Here is a 17,591-nt window from a genome sequence, read left to right on the forward strand (position 1 = left end):
TAAGAATCATGAAAATAGGCATTTTGGGTGCAGGGTTCGTAGGCAGGGCGGTGGCAAAACTGGCGATCAAAGCCGGACATCAGGTGATGCTGAGTAATTCTCGCGGTCCTCAGTCGTTGTTCAGCCTGAAGCCGATGATCGGTTGCGAAATCGGTACCGCGACGCAAGCGGCTGCTTTTGGCGATATCGTGGTGATTGCCGTGCCGCTGACGGCTATCGGACAACTGCCCGTGGCGGAGATTGCCGGAAAACCGGTCATTGATGCCGTAAATTATTACCCTGAACGTGACGGTCAGGTGGCAGAACTGGACGATCAGACAACGACTACCAGCGAATATCTCGCGGGCTTCCTGCCGCATTCAGAAATCACCAAAGCATTCAATGCGATTCAGATGACCGATCTCGAAAACGACGGTTTACCCGCTGGCGACCCGCAACGTCGCGCTCTGCCCGTAGCCGGTGATGATGCGGAAACGAAAAAGGCGGTGATCGCGCTGTATGACGCCTTTGGTTTTGACGCCGTCGATGCAGGCGCTCTTTCCGAAGGCTGGCGCTTCCAGCGCGGCATGCCGTCTTATTGTGTGCGGATGACCGAAAGTGAATTACGGGAAGTGCTGGAAGGCGCAGTAAGGCCGGAACCTGCGAGAAGATAAATGGGTGGTTTTATCCCTCTGAAATTTTAAATGTGCTTAGGCTTAGATAACGTTTAAAACCCCCACCCAACTTCCCCCTTCACCGGGGGAAGCGTTGATCAAGCCATCAGCGAGCTTGGCTTTTCTTCTGCCTTTAAACCCCCTCTGGCACCCACGCGCCCTGCAATTTCACCTGCGGGAAGCCTGCGGTCAGAATGCGCAATTCGGCATCGCGCGGAGTGTTGTCGCCCTGGCCCTGAATGCTGACGATGTCCTGCGGGCAGGCGGAGAAGGCGACGTAGCAGTCCATTTCGGCGCGCAGGATAATGTAGTCGCCAGGGCGCGTCACCACCGGCAAGGTTTTCAGGGTACGGCCATCCGGCTGAACCTGAATGTTCATGAAGATGTTGAACGAGGCCAGATTGCCGTGCGGCAGTGTTACGCCCAGTTCCGCCATGCCTTCAAACAGGTTGTCGTGGCAGTTGCGGTGCGGTTCGGTGCAGCCGAGTAACTCGTAACGACGCGCATCGCACGCGGCCATAAAGGTGTCGTGCACGCCGGGTGAGGTGTCGGCGACCAGCGTCAGAATCGGGTGGCGCTGGCTGGTGATAAAGCTGTCACCGATCTGTGGATTCAGCCGCTGGTTCCAGACACGGGTGGCTTCCATACACATATATTCACTGACGTCTTCGGCGTTATACGCCCAGCAATCCACCACCTGGGTGCCGTACAAATTCACCACCTGCACGGCTTCACCTTTCGCCAGACGCACGGCTTTACCGTGGCGGGCGGCAATCAACTGGATGTCACGATGCTCAAATTCAGCCGACATTTTTTTCTCCTGATTAATGTTGCATGCTGCGACGGTATCGCGTCATGCGAAATTCAATATGGCGCGCCAGCCAGTCAATCAGACTGTTTAGCACCCAGTAACACAGCGCGACCGTGAGATAAATCTCCAGCGGCGCGTAAGTCTCAGAAATCGCCTGTTTGGCGGCGTACATAAACTCTTGCACCGATACAATCGACAGCAGGGCGGAGTCTTTAATCAGGCCGATCATCAGCCCGACCAGTGGCGATAACATCTGCGGCAGCGTTTGTGGCAACACCACGTCGCGAAGTTGTTCCGTGCGGCTCAGCCCTAAAACACGACAGGCTTCCCACTGGCCGCGCGGTAACATCTCAATCGCCGAGCGTACGACCTGCGCGATATACGGCGCGTAATATAACGTCAGTGCCAGCACGCCGACCTGCGGCGAGGTAAAGGTGATGTCGTATTCCGGCAGGACGAAATAGAGCAGATAAATAACGATCAGCAGTGGAAGCGCCAGCGTCAGGCTGGTGTAAAGATGCAGCAACCGTTGCCAGAATGGCGGGGCACGCATCAGCGCGACGGCCATCAGCGTGCCCCATAACAGCGAGCAGATCGCCGCAATGGCACAAAGTTTTAACGTGGCAATCATGCCTGCGCCGAGCGACGGTAATGCGGTAAGAATTGCCTGCCAGTCCATTACGCCATCCTCCGCTTGGCTTCCAGATGCCGTACCGCGCTGATCAGCGGCAGGGCGATCAGCAGATACCCGGCTGACACCAGCAACAGCACCTGAGTGGCGTCGTAAGTGCGGGCGATAACGATTTGTCCGGCATAGGTCAGTTCGGTCAGCGCCACCACGGACGCCAGCGGCGTAGTTTTCAGCAAAATCGTAAACTCGTTCACCAGCATCGGCAGGCTGGCGCGGATCACCTGCGGGTTGATCACATACCACCACGTCAGCCAGCGGTTCAGCCCCAGCGTGCGCGCCGCTTCACGTTGTCCGCGGGTCACCAGACTCTGATTAACCCGCAAGATTTCCGCGACGTACGCCCCGCTGTTCAGGCCAATCGCCAGCACCGCCGCCAGCATTGGCTGACCGCCGAGGCCGAGACGCGGCAGGGTGAAAAACACCACAAAGAGCTGCACGATAGCCGGTGTGCCACGCATCAGGCTGACATACAACCGCCCGGTGACGCGCCACAGCCAGGCATTGCGTAGCTGGATAAAGCAGATGATTTGCCCGCACACCAGGCTCAGCAGCGCCGCCAGTACGGTAAGTGTCAGCGTCATCAGCAGGCCATGGCCTAATTCGGGAAGTGCTGCAATCACCTGGTCATCCAGCCCCAACATGCGTTATTCCTCGTCAAATGCTGACAGATTTTCCGCGACCGAAAGCTTCAGCGGCGCGGGTTTATCGTTGCCTTCAATACCGGTGCAGCAGGCAGAAACCACAAAGACGGTATCGGCCACCACGCGACAGGTAATGCTGTCGCCCGGCTGCGTGCGGTTGGTTTCCGGCAAAATATCACCTTCTCGCGTCAGCCGGACGTGCATGAACAGATTGATGGGATCCGGCAGTTTCGGCACATTCATGCCCAGCCGTGCCAGTTCACTTTTTACCGACTCAATGCAGCCATCCCCCTGATAACCACGCTCAGCCAGCCATGCGGTGGTCGAACCCGGCAGCAGCAGGTCGTGGCGTTTTACGCTGTCCTTGCCCAGCACCATTACCGGACGACGGCGGTTATTCACCAGACGCATCCCAGAACCCAGCAGATAGCTGTTGCTGAATACGCGGGTGTGATGAACCGACAGCCAGACAGCAGGGTCGCTCAGGCTGAAGCCAAACAGTGCGGCCACCGCACCTTCGCCCGCTGCCGTGATGCGCAACAGTTGCCCGCGCAGCACGCGAATGGAGCCCGTCTCACCGGCTTTGATATCCACCGGCCCGGCCAGCGGACGGACTTCACTTTCGGCCCAGGCCTCACGCATTAACAGCATGCTGAATCTCCCCGTGGTAATGATTGCTGACCTGAATATCAACCGGCGTGACCTGCAAACCGTTGCCGGGAATGATGTCCTGCGGGCAGGACGACACTGCGCAAATCAGGTCACACAGCGCTTCAAAGACAATACAGTCACCGGCTTTACTGTTCGGGTCAGTGACTTCCATGCGGCCATCGGCGGTGACCGGCCCGTTCTGGAACAGGTTGAACGGTTCCGGCAGGCTGAAATAGGTCACGCCGTGTGCCTTCATGCCCTCAAGCAGGTTATCGACGCAGTTGCGATGGCCTTCAACACCGAAATCGATACTGAAACGCGTGCGGTCGCAGGCCGGAACATTGGCGTCATGAATACCAATGGTGTCGGCGATGATGCGCAACATCGGGCGGTTTTCACTCGACCACAGCGCATCTCCGGGTTTGAAGAACAGCGAGCGCAGATGCTGACGCGTATGCACCGGCGACAGTTTTTCATTCAGATCAGCGGCATTCACGGCCACAAAATCGGCGGCCTGCTGACCTTCGGCATCAATGACGGTAATAAATTGCCCTTTGTTCACGGTAAAGGTTTTGCCGTGACCGGCGGGCACCGTCAGCAGGGATTGGCACATAACTTACTCCTGAGGAATGAAATCGCTGGCGGGCACGGTAAAGGTGGTGCCGAGATACTGTTTTTGCAGCGTGGTGAGTTCGCCGTCTTTCTGCATCGCCAAAATATGATCGCTGATGGCTTTGTTCAGGCGGGTGTCGTCTTTACGTGTTGCCCACGCCATCCACTGTGACGGGCCAGCTTCGCCAACCTGAGCCACTTTGTTCGGGTATTTTTTAACGATCGGTGCGAGCACCGAAATGTCGTCAAACACGAAATCGGCGCGTTTAGTCATCAGCGTGCTGACGGTCTGATCCAGCGTATCCACGCTGATGATGGTGATCGGCTTCTTGCCTTCTTTGGTCAGCGTTTCGTTAAAGCCCTTGAGCAACTGTTCCGGCACGCTGGCGCTTTTCACGGCTCCGCTCAGACCAGACAACTGTTCCGGCGACAACGTTTTGCCGCTGAATTTTTTCACATCGGCCTCGCGCACCAGCACACCATTGACGGTTTTGCTGTAAGGCACCGTGAACAGCACTTTTTTGGCGCGTTCGGCGGTGACGTTAAGAGAAGAACCTTCGGCATTGAATGAGCCGGAGATCAGGCCGGGCAGAATGCCGCTGAACGCGGTTTTCTGAAACTCCAGTTTCACGCCGAGGTCTTTGGCGAAAGATTGCATGATCGCCACGCTGTAGCCGGTGATCTCGCCTTTATCGTTGGTGAATTCATAAGGCGGGAAGGTCGGGTCGATGCCGACGGTGATTTTACCGCTGCTTTTGATGTCTGACAGGGTGTCAGCTTGTGCGGTGCCAGCCGCGCCAGCAGTGATTAAAGCGGCGATCAGCAATGCTATTTTTTTCATTATGGTGATTCCCTGGTGTTGGTGAAATGTCACTGACCACAGAGCAGTTTCCATGCCACTTTTTTAATCAGTCGCAGCCTGAATATGACGGGAAACATTTTTTTCTTCCATAATCAATGAGAAACAAATGTTTCTTATTTTAATATTTATATTTCTCAGGTTTCATCAGGAGGCGTGAAAAAGCGGCGGAAAGATCCGCCGCTGCACTGATTTGGGGATAAGTGTTCAGCCGTTGCGCCAGTGCGGCGCATTACTCCAGTTCTTCGAGGCTCTGGTGCAGGGTTTCGATGGTGGCGAGATGGTAGCTGCCGGTTTTACCCATGCGACGGGCGACCAGTGAACAGAGCAGGTTACAGACGCCGGAAAGCGCCACGGTGCTGTCGAAAATCAGATTAACGTCGGTATGACAGCGCAAGACCCAGTTGGCATATTTCGCCGGTTTACCCGCCAGCACATCGGAGATATACAGCATCGGCACCTGCATGTCAGCCAGGGCACTCATGGCGGTTTCCAGTGCAGGCATACGGCGGCGCAGCCCGACGCAGATCACCACATCCTGCGGGCCAAGCGCTGCCAGATGTTCTGCCAGCGAATCACCGGCGCGCGGCAGCAGGCGTACGTCGGGGTGAACGTGGATCAGGTCGCGGTAAATCAGCATGGCGATGGTCTGACTGTGACGCCAGCCCATCACCACCACACGCTTAGCGTTGGCAATGGCCTCCACGCAGGCTTCAAGCTGGTCATCTTCCAGTAAACGGAACGTGTTCACCAGGTTGGAGACCTCTTTTTCCAGATGATTTTGTATCAGCGTGCCCAGGGGCGAAGCGCTGGGTGCGGCCTGAAGATACAGAGGCGAGCCACTGTTTTGCATTTCACGCGCCTGACGGCGGGCAGCATCGTAACTTTCATAACCGATATGGCGAAAGAATCGCGTGGCAGTCGCTTTGGATACGCCCGCGCTCTGCGCCAGTTCAGTCGCGGTATTCATCGCCAGCTGGCCCGGCGCGGCTAACAGGACGTCGGCTAAACGTTGTTCGTGCAACGAAAGCTGATCCCATTGCTGCCGGATACGGCTTTCCAGCGATGCCGTTTTTGCGCTCATGAATGATCCCCGGAAAGAAAAAACTCATCCTGCACAGAACGTGCCGGATTGTCATGCACAATCTTTATCGCGGTATTGACAGTGCACCGGGGATGATGGTTGTATTATACAACTATCAGTCAAAATCCCGGGTAAACGCATGCCAGATCACGCCTTAATCGAAGAAATCCGTTCCTCCTCGCGCCTTATGGTACGCGAGCTGGGTTTTATGAACGCCACGCTGGCGGCCACAGAATATTCACCTTCTGCCGTACACAGCCTGGTGGAAATTGAAAATCAGGGCGCAATGACCGCCGCGCAACTGGTGCAGATCCTCGGGCTGGAAAAATCCAGCGTCAGCCGCATGCTTGCCCGTTTGCTGGCAGCGGGTGAACTGCAGGAAGTGCCGTCGGAAAATGATGCCAGAGTGAAACAACTGATACTGACGGAAAAGGGCAAGCAGACGGTCGGGCGGATCAATGAGTACGGTGCGATGCGCGTGATCAAGGCGCTGGAAAATCTGGATGCTACGCAGCAACAGGCCGTCGCAAAAGGCCTGACGGCGTATGCCCGCGCCCTTGAACGTTGTCGCGACGGGGACCCGGTCGCGCCCCAACACAACATTGAAATCGTCACGGGATATCAGCCGGGCATGATTGGCCGGATTGCGGAAATGCATGGCACGTATTACGCCAGTAATTACAACTTCGGGCATTTCTTCGAGGGAAAGGTTGCCAGCGGACTGGCCGAGTTCTGCGGGCGTTTGCATGAACGCTGCAACCAGGTCTGGCTGGCGGTCAGCAACGGGCGGGTGGTCGGTTCAGTGGCTATCGATGGTCAGGATCTGGGAAATAACGAAGCCCATCTGCGCTGGTTTATTCTTGATGACCGCTGCCGGGGAACGGGCATGGGCAGAAAACTGCTCAGTGAAGCGATAGCTTTTTGCGACGGGCGCGGATTCGACGCTGTTCAGCTCTGGACCTTCAGCGGCCTTCATGCTGCGCGACGTCTGTATGAATCCTTTGGTTTCGAACTGCTGAAAGAATGGCAGGGCGACCAGTGGGGCATGACGATGACCGAACAACAGTTCACCCGCCGGTCACCGCTTCATTCCGCTGTAACCTTTTCAGCTTCAGTTAAAGGCGATTTTATTGATTTATGAATATTTGCTGCAGGAACCGGTTTTCCGAGGAAATAGCCCTGACCAATATCACAGCCGAGTTCCTGTAAAATAATCAGCTGACTTTTATATTCAATGCCTTCAGCAACCACTTTTACGTTGAGGGCGTTGGCAAGGGAGAGAATAGAGCAAACAATCTTATTCTGTTTCTCATTAGTCTGGAATGTATCAATAAAACTCTTATCAATTTTTAATGTATCAAAGGGAAAGTCACAGAGCTGAGAAAGGCTTGAGTATCCGGTGCCAAAATCATCGAGAGCAATTTTAACGCCTGCGTCACGGAGTCTTTTAAGTGTATATCGGGCCAGATGTCTGTCGCTAAACAGCGCGCTTTCCGTGACTTCAATTTCCAGTTGTTCTGGCGGGAAACCCACATCATCAAGAATACCTATAATTCTTGATTTAAGATTTTTGTCACATAAAAGTAAAGGTGAAAGATTAAAGGACAACCGTTTGTCGGATGGCCATTTTAGCGCTTCAAGACATGCCTCCCGTAAGAGATATTCTGTCAGTTCTGTTATTGCTCCTGTGTCTTCAGCAAGCGCAATGAACTTCGACGGCGGGATGAACTTTCCCGCCGAGATTTCCCATCGGGCAAGGGCTTCAAAGCCTATGATTTTTTCTGATTTTAGATCCACCAAAGGCTGATAATGACTCACAAAAACTTTGTTTTTCAAGGCTGATTTAAAATCACGTTCCAGTTGTGCCATGGATAATAAAGATTCTTCCATGCTCGCAGAGAATGCCCTGATCTGCTCTCTGCCAGCTTTTTTAGCAACATGCATTGCACAATCGGACTGTTGAATCACTTTCTTAAGATCGCACGAACCTTCCGGGGATCGTGAAATACCAATATTGGCTGAAATATTGAAGGTGAATCCATCCAGATTAACCGGTGAACACAGGCTACGCATAACGCGCCCGGACAGCGAGGTCAGGTCGGTTTTGTCAATATTGGGTCTCAGGACAAGAAAATCATCGGCGGCTAATTTATAAACGCAGCCAGGGAAAATATTCAGCAGTCTTTCTGCTACGATCTTAAATATCTCATCATGATAGTCATGGCCGAAAATATCATTAATATCCTTCAGTCTGTTTATTTCAATGGTGAACACACCAAAACTACTTTTGTTTTCGTGGTTATATTGTGCGATGGTAGAGTTGAGTATGATTGTATTCGGCAGCCCTGTTACCGGATCATGACATTCAACCCAATGAAAATTCTTTTCAGCTTCCATTCGCCTTGCTATTTCCTTTTCCATTGCTTTTATTCTCATAAGAGAAAAAATAAGCCCAAGAAAACCCGTTATATTCAGGGTAATGAAAACTTCGTCTAAATTATAGACTTCATATGCTTTAAAAAAAGAATAGAAAACTTCATTCATATTAAAATACAGGGAAAATAAATAGGTTGCTATGAGTATCCCTATCCATACATAAAGCTCGACTTTTGCCTTATTGCGAAGCTTCTTTAACATATGCAACCTCAAAATAAGTTAACAGAGTCAGTAAAATCATTTATCTGCATGTGTTATCGGCATTCTGATGAGGCTATTTAGCCCGGATAAGGTTTTTTTTAAATAAAGGGGCTACTTATTATGATTTTTGCGGGGGTGATCACTCTGGGCAACGGCACAGCGGAAAGCTTTTATCGTCCGTAAATGACCTTATAAGCGTGAAGTCAGGGGGATTTATGATAATAAAATCAGGATGTCATCAGTAAGGTACGTCTGTGTTTAGGGTATGAAGGCCACCGGCCGGACAGGGCCGGTGGCCTGATATTACTTGATTTCGGTGACGAAGTTTTCACGGCTGCGGCGAACTTTCTTCAGGTTCACCAGCCAGTCGCCTTCGTGGGCGCGGTAGCCCAGCGGCAGGATCACCACGCTGCGCAGGTTTTTGTCTTTCAGGCCCAGGATTTCATCCACGGCAGCAGGATCAAACCCTTCCATTGGCGTCGCATCCACTTCTTCAAACGCGGCGGCGATCAGCGCGGCGCCCAGACCGATATAGGCCTGACGTGCAGCGGCCTGATAATTCGCTTCGGTACCGCGTTCAGCGACAATGCTCAGCAGTTTCTGGCGGTAGTTTTCCCAGCCTTCGTTTTTAAAACCGCGAACCTCGTTGGTCAGGTCGAACATCATGTTCACGCGTTCTGGCGTGATGTCATCCCATGCCGCGAACACCAGCAGGTGAGAACAGTCGGTGACCTGCGCCTGATCCCAGGCAACGGTGCGGATTTTTGCGCGGATATCCGGATTAGTGACTACCAGCAGTTCGAAGGGTTGCAGACCGCTTGAGGTCGGTGCCAGACGCACGGCCTCAATAATATTTTCAATCTTTTCAGCCGGAACCGTTTTGGCCGCATCAAACTTCTTGGTTGCGTATCGCCATGCCAGTTTTTCGTTTAAGGTCGTCATCTTTTTTTCCTGAAGGATAAATTTGGAAGCGGGGGATTGCCTGTGACAATTATTCCCAAATAGCCGCCCGATAATCGCATGAACCGAATCCGGGAGTTTATACTTTTGAGCCTTGATAAAGACCGCCGTCAGTGAAAATTTGCAGGGTTAGCACACAGTTGTCAGCCGCTGGCGAAAAAATAAACTCAACGCTATCCCTGTAAACAGGCTACTATGAATCTAATTGCCCGCTGAGGGTGACTCATCTTTTCGGCCTCCCTGTCCCTTACCCATTTTCTTATCAAGTGAACTCTCATCGCAGCTCAGGCAACTGCCTTATCGGGTCCGCCTAAGGTATGCTGACATGAAAAATGCTGTGATTAACTGGTTCAAAATTAAAAGAGCACCCCCTGTTATTAGCCATACCCGGCGTCATCGCGCCAGCGCACTGGCGCACCCCGTACCGATCAGCGCCGAGCTTTTCTCCGCAGATCAGATGGAACGGTTCGGCGGCAAACTCGCACTCTCCCACAAACTCTCCGGCAAAAAACTTCCTTACTACCTGCTAAAGCGCCTCGACGATAACGAAAAGGTTTTAACGCGCAGTTGCCTGATCCTCAGCAGTGGAGAAAAAGCGGGCATTACCCCGGCCGGTGAATGGTTACTCGATAACTTCTATCTGATCGAAGAACAAATCCGTCTGGTGCGCCAGCTGTTACCGAAAAACTTTGGCAAGGGGTTGCCTTCACTGGGTTTACCGCATTCCTGCCCGCGCATTTATGACATTGCGACCGAGGTTGTCAGCCACAGCGACGGCCTGTGGGACATCAAAACCCTGACCCGTTTTCTCTCGACTTATCAGAGTGTGCGCCCGCTGACGCTCGGGGAGTTATGGGCGTTTCCGGGTATGCTGCGCCTGGCGCTGATCGAGAATTTACGCCGGGTCAGTATTGAAGTGGCGAATGCGCAGCAGGAACGTAATCTGGCCGATTTCTGGGTCAATAAATTGCAGGACAGCGCGGAAAACGATCCCGCCAGTCAGATCATCGTGATTGCTGATATGGCGCGCACCAATCCGCCGCGTAGCAGCGCTTTCGTGGCCGAACTGGTGCGCCGGTTGCAGGGGCACGGTTCGATGCTGGCGCTGCCGCTGACCTGGGTAGAGCAGCGGCTGAGTGAAGTCGGGCTGACCCAGCGTGAAGTGATCGATAAATTTAATCAGCAGCTTGCTGCCAGCCAGCTTTCTGTCAGCAACAGCATTATGGGTTTGCGGCAGTTGACCGAAATGGACTGGGCAGAATTCGCCGAAAACCTCAGCGTGGTGGAGAAAGTCCTGCGTGAGGATCCGGCCGGTATTTATGCCTCCATGCACTTTGATACCCGCGATAACTACCGCCATCAGATTGAACAGTTGTCGCGCCATTCCCTGCACGATGAGGCGTTTGTCGCCAGCCGTGCGGTGGCGCTGGCGCAACAGGCAACGGATTCCTTTCAGCAACAACATGTCGGTTACTATCTGATTGATGCCGGGCGCAAGACGCTGGAGAAAGATTTGCAGGTGAGGTTTTCACTGCAAACCCGCATCCGCAGCCGCCTCAGCCAGACACCGCTGCTTTCGTGGCTCGGCAGCCTGCTGCTGCTGACCACCGCCATCACCGCCGAGGTGCTATATCACACCGTGCATCCCGGCATGCACTGGGCATGGTGGCTGTTACTGGGGCCGGTAGTGCTGGTCGCCAGCCAGTTTGCGCTGAATCTGCTCAGTGAAATCACCACCCGTAGCCGCACACCGCAACCGCTGCCCCGACTGGAATTCGTCGGCGGCATCCCGGAACACGCCAGTACCCTGGTAGTGATCCCCTGTCTGCTGGGTAGCCGGAAAAATATTGATGCACTGATCAGCAGCCTCGAAGTCTGTTATCTCGGCAATGTTCTGTCACACCTGAATTTTGCGCTGCTCACCGATTTTCACGACAACCCTGAACAGCACAACGAGGACAACGATGCGTTGCTGAGCTACGCCACGCAGCAGATCCAGACCCTCAACCGACGCTATACCGACGCACAAGGGCCGTTATTTACGTTGTTGCATCGCGACAGTGAAATGAATGCGGCGCAGAGCGTGTGGATGGGATATGAGCGCAAACGCGGCAAGCTGAATGCGCTGAACCGCTGGTTGCGCGGCGAAGGTGAGCCGTTCTCCCGGGTGGAAGGCCGCACACAGGCGCAACTGCGCCAGGTGAAATACGTGATCACCCTCGACAGCGACACTGTGCTGCCGCGTGCGACTGCGCATCAGCTGGTCGCCGCCATGGCCCATCCGCTCAATCATCCGGTTTATGACACTGAACGCCAGCGGGTGATTTCGGGTTACGCCATTCTTCAGCCCCGGCTGGCCGAAGAAATCCCCGAAAACGGGCAGGGGCGTTACGCCGCATTATGCAGCAGCGTGCCGGGCAATGATCCGTATTCGTCGATGTCCTCCGATATCTATCAGGACTTATTCGGCGAAGGCTCATTTGTCGGCAAAGGGATTTACGACGTTGATATGTTCATCCGGGCAACAGAAAATACCTGCCCGGAAAATTTAGTGCTCAGTCACGACCTGCTGGAAGGGTGTTATGCGCGTTCGGGCATGCTCAGCGATGTGGTGTTATACGAGCAGTATCCGGATCATTATCTGGCGGATGTGGCGCGTAAAACCCGCTGGATCCGTGGCGACTGGCAATTGCTGAACTGGCTGGGTTTTCGTGTCACGCAGGAAGATGGCACGCGGACCCGCAACCCGCTGACCACGCTTTCCCGCTGGAAATTGTTCGATAACCTGCGCCGCAGCCTTATCGCTCCCGCGCTGCTGACCCTCATTTTTTGCACGCTGTTGCTGGTGCCGAACAAGCTTTACTGGCTGGGCTTTATCGCCAGTATGCTGCTTTTCCCGGTGGTGGTCGCGCTGGTGCTGGATCTCTTCAACAAAGGCTCACGCCGCAAGGTCATTGCCCATCTGAAAAGTGTGGCATCCGCTACCCTCAGCCGTTGTTCGCGGATTTTGCTCCAGTTAATGACTCTGCCGCACGAAGCCGTGTATTCAATACACGCCATTTTGCTGACCTTGTGGCGGCTGAATGTCAGCCACAGGATGTTGCATGAATGGGCGAGTGTGAATATCGGCGAGAAATCCCGTGCGCACTCGCAGGTCTATTTCTATCGCCGGATGTGGGCGAATCTGCTGGCAGGTGTGGCCGTGATTATACTGGCCGCCGGTGCGCATCCGCCGTTACTGTGGTTTGCCTTGCCGCTGGGTCTGCTGTGGCTTGTCGCGCCGCTGGTGATGTGTTGGATGAGCCGGCCTGCCGTCAGGCAGAAACCGGGCATTGATGCGCAGCAACAGCGTTTCCTCCGTCAGACCGCACGTGAAACCTGGTACTTTTTCGAAACGTTCGTCAACGCTGAGGAAAACTGGCTGCCGCCCGACAATTTCCAGGAAATTCCGCAGCCGGTGATTGCGCACCGTACCTCGCCAACCAACATTGGTCTGTCGTTGCTGGCGAATATCACCGCGTGGGATTTCGGCTACATTACGCAGGGTGAGGTGCTGGAACGTACCAGCCAGACACTCGATACGCTGGATAAACTCGAGCATTTTCGGGGTCATCTTTATAACTGGTACGACACGCGCACGCTGGCACCGCTCAATCCGCGCTACATTTCCAGCGTTGACAGCGGCAATCTGGCCGGGCATCTGCTGACGCTCAGCAGCGGATTACGGTTATGGCGCACGCAGCCCGCGCTGAATATGACCGCGTGGCTGGCCGGGCTGGCCGATACGCTGAACATGGCGGAAAGCCAGACCGACGAACTGCTGATGACTAAATTGCGGGAAAGCCTGAAACAGGCCACCGCAGCCAAAGCCGCTGAAAGTATTACCTACCTGCAGGATATGCACGGCCTGATCGCTGCGTCGGCGCAGGGCTGGCAACAACGGCTGGCAACACAGCTCGCGACCGGCATTAAAGAGTGGTCAGATTTTTATGGGGCGCTGCCGGCGGAGGCTCAAAATCAACCGCTGCCAACGCTGCACTGGCTGGCGCAACAGGATGCCCGGACGTCACCGCTGTTATCCCGCTCTATCGGGCTGGCGCGTCAGCGGCTGGACATCATCGGTGAACTCGAACAGCGCCTGAACGAGCATGCGCACATGGATTTCCGCTTCCTGTATGACAAAAATACCCACCTGCTGACCGTCGGTTACAATTGTGACGCCCATAAAATGGACAGCGGAAAGTACGATCTGCTGCCTTCGGAAATCCGTCTGACGAATTACGTCACCATCGCCACCAATCAGTTGCCGCAAAAAAGCTGGTTCGCCCTCGGGCGTCTGTTCACCGTGATCGACAAACAGCCGTCGCTGATGTCGTGGAGCGGTTCAATGTTTGAATATCTGATGCCACAACTGGTGATGCCAGCGTATCCCGATACGCTGCTGGTGCAGATGTGTCAGACCGCCGTTGACCGGCAAATTGCCTGGGGTAAGGAAAATAACGTGCCCTGGGGGATTTCTGAATCGGCATATGCGGCCTTTGATCTCAACCAGAACTACCAGTATCACGCCTTCGGTGTGCCGGGCCTCGGTCTTAAACGCGGCCTGGGTGAAGATATGGTCGTCGCGCCTTACGCAACGATGATGGCGCTGATGATCCGCCCGCAGGAAGCCTGTGTGAATCTGCTGGAACTGGAGAATTGCGGCGCCCGCGGTGAATACGGTTTCTATGATGCACTGGATTACAGTCCGTCGCGTCTGGTGCGCGGGCAGATTTACATCGTGGTGCGTTCCTACATGGCGCACCACCAGGGCATGGGATTCCTGGCGCTGGCTAACGTGTTGCTCGGCGCGCCGATGACCGCACGCTTTGCGGCCAACGCGGCGTTCCAGTCCGCCCGTTTACTGTTACAGGAACGCGTGCCGGATGCCGTCGAGCTTTACAGCCCGCGTCGTCACTTCGAATCGCACGACAATATGCTGCAAAAAGTGAACGTGGAATTGCGTGAATTCACCGACGTCGACAGCCCGTCGCCGGAAATTCAGCTGCTTTCCAATACCCATTACCATCTGATGGTCACGCAGGCGGGCGGCAGTGTCAGTCGCTGGAAAGACCTGACCCTGACCCGCTGGCGCGAAGATGCCACCCGCGATAACCGCGGCATCTTCTGCTACGTCAGCGATCCTGAATCGGGTGCAGTGACCAGTAATACCTGGCAACCGCTCGGTAAACAGAAGGGAACCTACCACGCGGTGCTGACCGATTTTGGCGCAGAGTTTACCCGTACCCGCGGCCTGCTGACCCTGCAGACGCATATCGTGGTATCACCGGAAGATGACGTCGAAATCCGCCGTATGACGGTCACGCATAATGGCCGCCATTCGCGTACGCTGGATATCACCACGTATGCCGAAGTGGTGCTGGCACCCGCCGCCAACGACGCGGCCCATCCTGCGTTCAGTAATTTGTTTGTACAAACCGAACTGGTGCCTGCGCAGGAGGGGATTCTGTGTCACCGGCGACCACGCGAACCGGATGAGGCCTGTCCGTGGATGTTCCACATGATGGCTATCCACGGTGCGGTGGAACGGGAAACGTCATTTGAAACCGATCGCGCGGCCTTTATCGGGCGTGGCAACACCGCCGCCAGTCCGCAGGCAATGCAGAAGGGCGGAACACTCGGTAACAGTGCCGGTGCGGTGCTGGATCCGGTGATGGCGATTCGTCAGCGCATCCGGCTCAGACCCGGTGTGCCGGTGATTATCGACATGGTTTACGGCATCAGCGACACGCGCCTGCAAAGCCTGATGTTGCTGGAAAAATATCGCGACCATCATATTGCTGACCGGGTATTTGAAATCGCCTGGTCGCACAGTCAGGTAGTGCTGCGCCAGCTTAATGCCTCGGAAGATGATGCCGGGCTGTTTAACCGTCTGGCGGGGGCGCTGATTTTTGCCAGTCAGGAAATGCGCGGCGATGCACAGTCGGTCGCCGCCAACCGTCGCGGGCAATCCGGTCTGTGGGGACAGTCGCTTTCCGGCGATCTGCCGATTGTACTGCTGACCATGACCAGCAACGAAAATATCGGGCTGGTGACGTTGCTGATCCGTGCGCACCATTACTGGCGTCTGAAAGGATTAAAAGTCGATCTGGTGCTGTTGTGTAATGATTCCGGCGGTTATCAGCAGGCGCTGCAAAACCAGATCCTCAGCCTGGTGGCATCCGGCGCGGGGTCCAGCCAGACCGATATTCCGGGCGGAATTTTCGTGCGTAACGGCGAGCAGATGACACCGGATGACCGCATGCTGCTGATGAGCGTGGCGCATGTGGTGATCGACGACCGCCGTGGCAGTCTGGACGATCAGCTGAATCAGCGGACACAAACACCGCTCGTTTCCCTGCCCGCGTTGGTGCCGGTGCGTACGGTCAATGACAGTCAGCCGGTGATGTCGCCGCCACGTGAACTGGCCTGTTTCAACGGGCTGGGCGGGTTCTCGCCGGATGGTCGTGAATATCAGATTGTGCTTAACGAAGGTCAGACCACGCCTGCCCCGTGGTCGAACGTGCTGGCAAATGCCAGCTTTGGTACGGTGATTTCAGAAAGCGCGCAGGCGTATACCTGGTATGAAAATGCCCACGAATACCGCTTAACGCCGTGGGAAAATGACCCGGTCAGCGACAGTTCCGGCGAAGCCTTTTATCTGCGCGATGAGGACAGCGGCAGCGTCTGGTCGCCTGCACCGTTACCGGTTCGCGGCATCGGCGGTTACGTCACCCGCCATGGTTTCGGTTACAGTTGCTTCGAACATACCGAGCGGGGCATTTCCAGTGAAATGACGGTATTAGTTGCCGAACATGCGCCGGTCAAACTGATTATCATGACCCTGACTAACCTCTCCGGCAGGCCGCGCAGATTGTCGGTGACCGGTTATGCCGAATGGGTGATGGCGGATTTACGTGCCAAGTCCGCGATGCATATCGTGACCTCGGCAGCGCACGTAGTAAAAGGTTGCGGCGTACTGGCGACCAATCATTACACCAGCAACGGCTCTGAACGCACCGCTTTCTTTGCGGTCACCGGCGCACATTGCTCGGTCAGCGGTGACCGTCGCGAGTTCTTTGGTCGCACCGGTTCTGCGGCCATGCCCGCAGCCATGAAAAATCAGCGTCTTTCCGATAAAACCGGTGCGGCGCTGGATCCTTGTGGCGCGGTGCAGTCGGCCACAACGCTTATCGACGGCGACCAGCGCACCTTTATTTTCGCGCTGGGTCTGGGGCAGAATGCCGCAGATGCCGAAGCGCTCATTCATCAGTATCTTGAGGAAGGCGCGGCGCAGGCTGAGCTGGATCGCATTCATCATCACTGGCATCAGGTGCTGGATAAAATTCAGATCACCACGCCGGATAAATCGGTTGATTTGCTCGCCAACGGCTGGCTGATTTACCAGACCTTAGCCAGCCGGATCCTGGCGCGCAGCGGCTATTATCAGTCCGGCGGGGCGTTCGGTTTCCGTGACCAGTTGCAGGATACGCTGGCGCTAAGCCACGCGGCGCCGGAACGGATGCGCGAACAGATCCTCTTATGTGCGTCGAGGCAGTTCATTGAAGGCGATGTCCAGCACTGGTGGCATCCGCCAACCGGCAACGGCGTGCGTACCCGCTGTTCTGACGACTATCTCTGGCTGCCGCTGGCCATCAGCCATTACATCACGGTCACCGGCGATCATGGCATTGCCGAAGAATCCGTGCCTTATCTCGAGGCACGTTTGCTGGAGGCGGGTGAGGAGTCGTTCTACGAGCAACCGCTGGTCAGCGCAACGCAGGAAAGTCTCTGGCAGCACGGTGTGCGTGCGCTGAAGCATGGTCTGAAAATGGGTGAACACGGACTGCCGCTGATGGGCGCGGGAGACTGGAATGACGGCATGAATCTGGTGGCGCTGGGCGGGCGCGTGGTAATCTGGGTCTGTGACAGCTGCGCGAGCCCGCGGGCCGG

At 55.1% G+C, this 17,591-nt stretch carries 12 protein-coding genes; 3 read left to right on the forward strand and 9 right to left on the reverse strand.

The features are described from left to right. Positions 1 to 8: 8 nt before the first annotated feature. Positions 9 to 653, forward strand: a complete 645-nt coding sequence (locus HGO41_RS21370) for an NADPH-dependent F420 reductase (RefSeq protein WP_217244079.1) — start codon at positions 9 to 11, stop codon at positions 651 to 653. Positions 654 to 786: 133 nt separating this feature from the next. Here the strand turns inward: HGO41_RS21370 and HGO41_RS21375 are convergent, their stop codons facing one another. The 7 genes from HGO41_RS21375 to HGO41_RS21405 form a co-directional block, all read right to left on the reverse strand. Then, positions 787 to 1,464 carry a DUF1989 domain-containing protein gene (locus tag HGO41_RS21375; RefSeq protein WP_112198676.1) on the reverse strand — a complete coding sequence of 226 codons (678 nt, stop codon included), beginning with the start codon at positions 1,462 to 1,464 and terminating at the stop codon, positions 787 to 789. Between the two features lie 13 nt (positions 1,465 to 1,477). Further along, positions 1,478 to 2,143 carry an amino acid ABC transporter permease gene (locus tag HGO41_RS21380; protein ID WP_037034084.1) on the reverse strand — a complete coding sequence of 222 codons (666 nt, stop codon included), beginning with the start codon at positions 2,141 to 2,143 and terminating at the stop codon, positions 1,478 to 1,480. Next, the gene (locus tag HGO41_RS21385) at positions 2,143 to 2,796 is read right to left on the reverse strand and encodes an amino acid ABC transporter permease (RefSeq protein WP_037034083.1); all 654 of its coding nucleotides are present in this window, start codon (positions 2,794 to 2,796) and stop codon (positions 2,143 to 2,145) included. Before HGO41_RS21385 ends, HGO41_RS21380 begins: the two co-directional genes overlap by 1 nt. Before the next feature lie 3 nt (positions 2,797 to 2,799). Further along, positions 2,800 to 3,447, reverse strand: a complete 648-nt coding sequence (locus tag HGO41_RS21390) for an urea carboxylase-associated family protein (RefSeq protein WP_112152448.1) — start codon at positions 3,445 to 3,447, stop codon at positions 2,800 to 2,802. Beyond that, a complete protein-coding gene (locus tag HGO41_RS21395) occupies positions 3,431 to 4,060 on the reverse strand; it encodes a DUF1989 domain-containing protein (protein ID WP_121019318.1) in 630 nt (209 codons plus the stop codon). The genes HGO41_RS21390 and HGO41_RS21395 overlap by 17 nt, the downstream gene beginning before the upstream one ends. A gap of 3 nt (positions 4,061 to 4,063) precedes the next feature. Continuing rightward, the gene (locus HGO41_RS21400; protein WP_013575609.1) at positions 4,064 to 4,900 is read right to left on the reverse strand and encodes a transporter substrate-binding domain-containing protein; all 837 of its coding nucleotides are present in this window, start codon (positions 4,898 to 4,900) and stop codon (positions 4,064 to 4,066) included. A gap of 250 nt (positions 4,901 to 5,150) precedes the next feature. Further along, on the reverse strand, positions 5,151 to 6,002 hold the full coding sequence (locus HGO41_RS21405) for a MurR/RpiR family transcriptional regulator (RefSeq protein WP_250981378.1): 852 nt from the start codon (positions 6,000 to 6,002) through the stop codon (positions 5,151 to 5,153). Between the two features lie 139 nt (positions 6,003 to 6,141). On the opposite strand from HGO41_RS21405, the gene HGO41_RS21410 reads away from it, so the two are divergent. Further along, the gene (locus HGO41_RS21410; RefSeq protein ID WP_250981379.1) at positions 6,142 to 7,143 is read left to right on the forward strand and encodes a bifunctional helix-turn-helix transcriptional regulator/GNAT family N-acetyltransferase; all 1,002 of its coding nucleotides are present in this window, start codon (positions 6,142 to 6,144) and stop codon (positions 7,141 to 7,143) included. Here HGO41_RS21410 and HGO41_RS21415 read toward each other — a convergent pair. Together HGO41_RS21415 and HGO41_RS21420 are read right to left on the reverse strand one after the other, a co-directional pair. Then, positions 7,089 to 8,639: a putative bifunctional diguanylate cyclase/phosphodiesterase gene (locus HGO41_RS21415; RefSeq protein WP_121019319.1), complete on the reverse strand. Its 1,551-nt coding sequence runs from the start codon at positions 8,637 to 8,639 to the stop codon at positions 7,089 to 7,091. The genes HGO41_RS21410 and HGO41_RS21415 overlap by 55 nt on opposite strands. Before the next feature lie 303 nt (positions 8,640 to 8,942). Further along, positions 8,943 to 9,581: a nitroreductase family protein gene (locus HGO41_RS21420; RefSeq protein WP_013575605.1), complete on the reverse strand. Its 639-nt coding sequence runs from the start codon at positions 9,579 to 9,581 to the stop codon at positions 8,943 to 8,945. 343 nt (positions 9,582 to 9,924) lie between these two features. Between HGO41_RS21420 and HGO41_RS21425 the strand changes: the two genes are divergently transcribed. Further along, positions 9,925 to 17,591 (forward strand): GH36-type glycosyl hydrolase domain-containing protein (locus HGO41_RS21425; protein ID WP_250981380.1); only part of this gene is annotated, 7,667 nt, incomplete at its 3' end.

This window comes from Rahnella sp. CG8 (assembly GCF_023701875.1).
GTDB lineage: Bacteria > Pseudomonadota > Gammaproteobacteria > Enterobacterales > Enterobacteriaceae > Rahnella > Rahnella aceris.